The 6,040-nt window shown below is 67.8% G+C and carries 5 protein-coding genes and 2 pseudogenes; 3 read left to right on the top strand and 4 right to left on the bottom strand.

Features of this window, described 5'->3' with window-relative positions; all coding sequences use genetic code 11:
* Positions 1–305: 305 nt before the first annotated feature.
* Positions 306–1,472 carry an ROK family transcriptional regulator gene (locus ABT004_RS35580; protein ID WP_351345726.1) on the bottom strand — a complete coding sequence of 389 codons (1,167 nt, stop codon included), beginning with the start codon at positions 1,470–1,472 and terminating at the stop codon, positions 306–308.
* 95 nt (positions 1,473–1,567) lie between these two features.
* Between ABT004_RS35580 and ABT004_RS35585 the strand changes: the two genes are divergently transcribed.
* The 3 genes and pseudogenes from ABT004_RS35585 to ABT004_RS35595 all read left to right on the top strand — a co-directional run bounded on the left by ABT004_RS35585 (position 1,568) and on the right by ABT004_RS35595 (position 4,941).
* The gene (locus ABT004_RS35585; protein WP_351345728.1) at positions 1,568–2,782 is read left to right on the top strand and encodes an MFS transporter; all 1,215 of its coding nucleotides are present in this window, start codon (positions 1,568–1,570) and stop codon (positions 2,780–2,782) included.
* 123 nt (positions 2,783–2,905) lie between these two features.
* Positions 2,906–3,061, top strand: a pseudogene (locus ABT004_RS35590) (nitrate reductase); the annotation flags it as partial.
* 98 nt (positions 3,062–3,159) lie between these two features.
* Positions 3,160–4,941: a recombinase family protein gene (locus ABT004_RS35595; protein WP_351345734.1), complete on the top strand. Its 1,782-nt coding sequence runs from the start codon at positions 3,160–3,162 to the stop codon at positions 4,939–4,941.
* 165 nt (positions 4,942–5,106) lie between these two features.
* On the opposite strand, the pseudogene ABT004_RS35600 reads toward ABT004_RS35595, so the two are convergent.
* From ABT004_RS35600 to ABT004_RS35610, 3 genes and pseudogenes are all read right to left on the bottom strand, one after another.
* Positions 5,107–5,469 (bottom strand): annotated as a pseudogene (locus tag ABT004_RS35600) (deoxycytidylate deaminase); the annotation flags it as partial.
* Between the two features lie 19 nt (positions 5,470–5,488).
* Positions 5,489–5,683, bottom strand: a complete 195-nt coding sequence (locus ABT004_RS35605) for a hypothetical protein (RefSeq protein ID WP_351345737.1) — start codon at positions 5,681–5,683, stop codon at positions 5,489–5,491.
* Positions 5,670–5,915: a hypothetical protein gene (locus tag ABT004_RS35610; RefSeq protein WP_351345731.1), complete on the bottom strand. Its 246-nt coding sequence runs from the start codon at positions 5,913–5,915 to the stop codon at positions 5,670–5,672. The genes ABT004_RS35605 and ABT004_RS35610 overlap by 14 nt, the downstream gene beginning before the upstream one ends.
* Between the last annotated feature and the right edge of the window lie 125 nt (positions 5,916–6,040).

Here is a 6,040-nt window from a genome sequence, read left to right on the forward strand (position 1 = left end):
CGCTTTCCGGCCTTTCGGCTTTCCGGCGAGTCCGACTCTATCAGATCCTTTCGGGCCTGATTTCCAGTCAGAGGGGCTTGATGTGCTCAGCCGTCGCGGGGGCATGAGTTGCTCAATCGCCGCAGGGGCTTGATGACAAGCGCCGAGAGAGTGCGCATTCCAAGCACCGCGAGGGTGCGCATTTCAAGCACCGCGGAGGTACGCACTTCAAGCACCGCGAGGGTGCGCGTTCCAAGCACCGCGGAGGTACGCACATCAAGCCCCTGCGGCGATTGAGCAGCGGGGTATGGGGCAGAGCCCCAAGCTCAACCCCGGGTGGCCTCGCGGGGGTAGACGGCCTCCTGGGCCACCTCCCGGGCCATCAGCAGCGCGCCCCGCAGGACCGCCCCGCCACCCAACTCCCCCGCCCGCACCTCCGTCGGGAGGGGCGACATCGTGGCCAGGCGAACCGCGACGCGCTCCGCCAGCGCCGCGCCGCCCGCGCGGCCGATCTCACCCGCGAGGACGACACAGCCAGGGTCGAGCACGGCCACCACCGCCGCCGCACCGAGCACTACCCGGTCCGCCAGCGCGTCGAGGAAGCGGGCATCGGCGTCGCGCACCACGTCCGCCGCCCGCTCGACCGGCTCCCCCGGGCCCACGAGCCCGTGGGAGACGGCCAGTTCGAGGATCGCGGCCGATCCCGCGAGGGAGTGGAAGCCGCCTTCGCAGCCCGTGGCCGACGGGAGGCCACCCGTCCCCGGCACCGGCAGGAAGCCGACCTCACCCGTGCCGCCGGAGGCGCCTCGGCGCAGCTTGCCGTCGAGGACGACCGCCGCGCCGATACCGAGCCCGAGCCACAGGAGCGCGAACGTGTCGCGGTCGCGCGCGGCGCCGTCCTTGCGCTCGGCCACGGCGGCCAGGTTCGTCTCGTTCTCCACCAACACCCGCGCGGGCAACCGCTCCTGGAGCGCGGCGACGAGTCGGCGGTGCCAGCGCGGCAGCCCCGAGGAGTCCCGCAGCTCGCCCGTCGCCGGGTCGATCAGCCCTGGCGCCCCCACGCCCACCGTGTGCAGCCGCTCGGCCCCGGCCTCCTTCGCCGTACGTTCGAGCAGCTCCACGGCACGCTCGACGGCGACGCCTGACCCGTCATCCGGCTCGACCGGCACGGACGCCTCCGCGAGCACCGTGCCCACCAGGTCCGCGACGACGAGCCGCACACCCTCGGTGCGTACGTCGAGCGCGGCGAGGTGGGCCCGGTCGGCGACGATCCCGTAGAGCCGGGCGTTGGGGCCGCGCCGCTCGGCGCCCGCCTCCCCCACGACCGTGATGAGTTCCGCCGCGGCGAGCCGCTCGACGAGGTCGGCGACGGTGGGCCGGGACAGGCCCGTACGTTCCTTCAACTGCCCCGCGGTGAGCGGCCCTTCCTCCTGGAGGAGGCGCAGCGCGAGCCGGTCGTTGATGGCTCGGGCGGTTCTCGGCGATGCGGGCATGGCGGGATCCTACGCGGATATCACTGGCATTATCAGGCAGGGTTCCTGATAGTTTACGGCGGCACGCAAAGGGAGACTTGGGGAGGGCCCGCGGGATGCCGGAACTGACGTACGCACCAGGGGAGTTGAAGCGGGCGCGGTACGCCGTCGCCACCGTCTTCTGCATCCACGGCTCCGTGACGGGGTCGTTCGCGACACGGGTGCCCTGGATCCAGGAGCACGCGGGCGTGAGCGCCGGGCAGTTGGGCCTCGCGCTCGCCTTCCCCGCGATCGGCGCCTCGCTCTCGATGCCGCTGGCGGGCAGCGTCACCCACCGCTTCGGCGCCCGCGCCGGGCTGCGCGGACTGCTCGCGCTGTGGACGCTGGCCCTGATCCTGCCCTCGCTCGCGCCGAATGTGTTCACGCTGTGCGCCGCGCTGCTCGTGTACGGGGCGACCGCCGGCATGTCGGACGTCGCCATGAACGCGCTGGGCGTCGAGGTCGAGACCCGGCTCGACAAGTCGATCATGTCGGGCCTTCACGGGCTGTGGAGCGTGGGCGCCCTGATCGGCTCGCTCGGCGGCACCATCGCCGCGCACCTGGGCTCGGACGCTCGGCTGCACCACGCACTCGCCGCGTGCGTGCTCACCGTGGCGGGCCTGGTCGCCTGCCGCTGGGTGCTCGATCTGCGCCCGACGGAGGACGAGGAGGCGCCGCCGCGCTTCGCGCTGCCGCCCAAGTCGGCGGTGCTGATCGGCGCGGTCGGCTTCTGCGCGGTGTTCGCGGAGGGCGCGAGCCTGGACTGGTCGGCGGTGTACCTGCGGGATGTGCTCGGCACGTCGGCCGGGCTCGCCGCCGCCTGCACCACGGCGTTCACGCTCACGATGGCGGTGGCTCGGATCGCGGGCGACGCGGTGGTGGACCGGTTCGGCGCGGTGCGCACCGTGCGCGTCAGCGGCGTCGTGGCGACGCTCGGCGCGCTGCTCGTGGTGGTCGCGCCGAACCCGGGTGTCGCGATGGCCGGTTTCGGCCTGGTGGGCCTCGGCATCGCGGTCGTGGTGCCGCTCTGTTTCGCCGCGGCCGGGCGCAGCGGCCCGAACCCGAGCCTGGCCATCGCGGGCGTCGCCACCATCACGTACACCTCGGGCCTGATCGCGCCCTCGGCGATCGGCACGATCGCCGACGCGACCAGCCTCGTCGTGTCGTTCGGCCTGGTGACGGTGTTGGCGACCGGTCTCGTGGTGTTCGCGAAGGTGCTGCGCGGCGGCGACCGTACGCGGACGGGGGCGGCGGGCCCCGGCGCGGCGCAGGCGGCGGATCACGCCTCGTAGGCCCGGACCGGTGGGCGGCGGCTCGGTACGAACTCGCACTTACGTCGCATTAACATGAAGCGATCATTCCGAGCCGCACAGGCACCACCCACCTCACGGCCACCACAGAAGGCGGAATCTCTCATGGACCTCGGCGTGCGCTGGAAACTGCACGGCGACGGGCGCACGCCGGCTCCCGGCGCGGTCGTCCGCCCCGACGAGCGGCTCTCCTGGCCGCGCACGATCGGGCTCGGCGCACAGCACGTGGTCGCCATGTTCGGCGCGTCCTTCGTCGCTCCGGGAGTGCATCACTAGGGCTGGCTGGCTCCAGAGGGCCCGATCTATCCCCCTTTATCGACGGATGTTCACGACACGTATTGTTGAAAGGCGTGAGCATCATGTCCCCCGCACCTGCACCTATACGTCTGCGCCCAGCAGCGGAAGACGGCATCCCGGCCACCTTCCGCCGCAAGAAGCGCGGCGTGATCTACGTCCGCGTCTCCATCGCCCGCGCAGACATGATCAGCCCCGAGCTACAGATCACCGCCGCACAGAAGCTCGCGGACGCGAATGACATTGATGTCGTTATCGAGCCGATCATGGACCTCGGCGAGTCGGGCCGTGAGTTCGAAGATCGCAAGATCTCCGAGATCAAGGAGATGGCGCGGAACAAGGAGTTCGATGTCCTGATCCTTTGGATCTGGTCTCGCTTCGGCCGCAACCTCCGCGAAAGCCTCCAGCACCTTGATGATCTTCTTGCCTATGGTATCGAGGTCCGAGCTGCGCACGAAGACTTCGACGGCAAGACGACCATTGGCCGGTTCGCTATCGCTCAGATGCTCAACATCGCGGAGCTGGAGTCGAACCAGAAGTCGGACATGTGGAAGTCGGCGATCGAGCGCCGCAAGAATCGGGGACTCCCGCACGGCAGTGCTGCCCGTGGAAAGTTCGGGTACTACCGCTGCGACACCTGCCCTCCCCCGGAGAAGGGCAAGCCGGTCGAGAAGTGCCCGAAGTGCAAGGAAGGCATCCTCAATCCGATCACCGAATACTGCCCCATCTACGTGAAGCTGTATTCGGACTACGCCGAGGGCCTGTCGGTCCGGAGCATGGTGCTCTGGCTCCGGAAACACAAGATCGTCAATTGGACTGGCAGGGAGATCGACGCAGGAGATCTGTACTCCATTCTCGACACCGGATTCGCCCTGGGCTTCGTCCGGTACACCCTCCCCGAAGAGCTGTACACGGTGATCACCCGAGACGACGGGACCACCAAGCGGAAGCGCAAGAGCGCGCACCGGGACATCACGTCGTACCTGTACTACAAGGGCAAGCACAAGGCCGTGATCGACGACGAGGTTGAGTGCGAGCGGCTGTGGGACGCGTACGTTGCTCGCCGGCTCAGCGGCCGGGACAACGACGACAAGAATCATGATCACTCGGCGAAGTACTCCGTCTCCGGCGTGCTCACTTGCTCGGGCTGTGGTGGCTCCATGCACTCGATGCTGCGGGCCAAGAAGGTCCAGAAGCCGTGGGTGGACGGCAAGCCCGATCCTCGTGATGTTCTGTTCCGGTGCACTCGGCACATGAAGTTCAAGGACTGCCCTGGCAACGGCGTGTACGTGACGCTGGAGACCGCGCAGGGCGCGGCGCGGCAGTACCTCGTGGAGCAGAGCGAAGGTGACGCGGGCGGGGCGCTGAGTGTGGCGTCTCGGATCGAGCAGGTTCAGGCCGACGCGGCGAAGACGTTCGAGGCGAATGCGGACCTGGTCCGACTCAAGGTGATCGACGACGAGATTGCCGAGCTGCGTCGCAAGGAGGACAAGCTGACGGATGCGGTGCTGGACGAGCTGATAAGTCCGGAGGCTGCTCGCCGGAGGAAGGCGGAGTACGAAACGCAGAAGAGCGCCCTCCGTGAGGAGAGCGCTCTGATCCGGAAGCGGATTGCTGACCAGCCGGTGATCATTCCGCGGCCGGGGCCGGATGCTATGGCGTCGGCGTTGGACGTGTTCGATGTGGCTGATCCTGACGACCAGCGTGTGATCTTGAAGAAGCTGGTGCGGACGATACGGGTGCACCGTGGTCGTGATCCGGAGACGAAGACGACGGTGTACCCGATGTGGGTGGCGCCCCCGCCGAAGCCCGAGGTGACGCAGAAGGATGTGGACACGGTGGCTTAGCTCTTGTTGAGCCGGTCCGCGTACTTGACCGTCATTTCGGCGATGGTCTGCCAGAAGTCGTCCATGCAGTCTTCGTAGGGGCGGACTTCGGTGTCCCGGTTCATGTGGTGCTCCTGGAACAGGAAGAGGCCCCCTCGCCCGAGGGGGCCTCTTCGTTGTGCTGTGTCAGATGTCGGTGTGGTCGGGCCACACGACGCGGTGGATGCCGGCCGAGCGGATGAGCTTGGAGCAGTCGCGGCAGGGTGCGCGGGTTATGAAGAGCGTTGCCCCTTGGCAGTCCTGCCAGCTCGCGTGTAGGAGAGCGTTGGCCTCGGCGTGTGTCTCAAGACAGTTCTCATAGCCCGTTCCTGACGGGACTTCAGACGCACACCGTTGGCACTCTCCACGGAGGCAAGACGGGCCTCCCGGAGGCGTTCCGTTGTAGCCGGTCGCTCGTATGCGGTGGTCGGGTCCGACGAGGACCGCGCCGACGCGGCTTCGGCGGCAGTCGCCGCGCGCTGCGACCGCCTGTGTGATGCCGAGGAAGTAGTCGTCCCAGTCGGGGCGTTCATATGGCTGTGCCCTCTCGGGAGTCGAGTTCTTCGGTGATCTCTTGCTCCAGCTCGTAGGCCAGAGTGCGGTCCTCTTCGAGGCTCTTGAGGCCCCAGTGGATGAGCGAGGCCAGGGCCTCAAGCTCTTCGGTGCTGAAGTTGGAGAGCCGGTTGTGGAGGTAGCAGTCAAGGTCGTACTCAGTGGTCGGCATCGTCCTCGCCTTCGGTGACGATGACTGCTCCGGGGTGCATCTCCTTGATCCAGTAGTCCTGGGCCATCTCCTGTGCCAGGACGTGAGGTACGCCGTGTGCGATGGCCTCGGTGTAGATCGTTCCGGCGATGCGGGCGAGCATGAGCGTGATGCTTCCGCGCTTCTCGACGAGGGCTTGATTGAACTCGGTCTCAATGTTGGACACCAGCTCATCAAATGGGTTCTGATCCATGGTGTTTCCTTGATCTGTAGCGTGAGTTGGTGAGTGAAAGGCGGTAGCGGGCATGGCCAAAGAACGGCGTGGGTGTGGAGTGACGGTGTGGCTGTCGGTGGACGTGCGTCAGCGCGCCTTGGCCT

Source organism: Streptomyces sp. NPDC002790 (assembly GCF_040295505.1).
Taxonomy (GTDB): Bacteria; Actinomycetota; Actinomycetes; order Streptomycetales; family Streptomycetaceae; genus Streptomyces.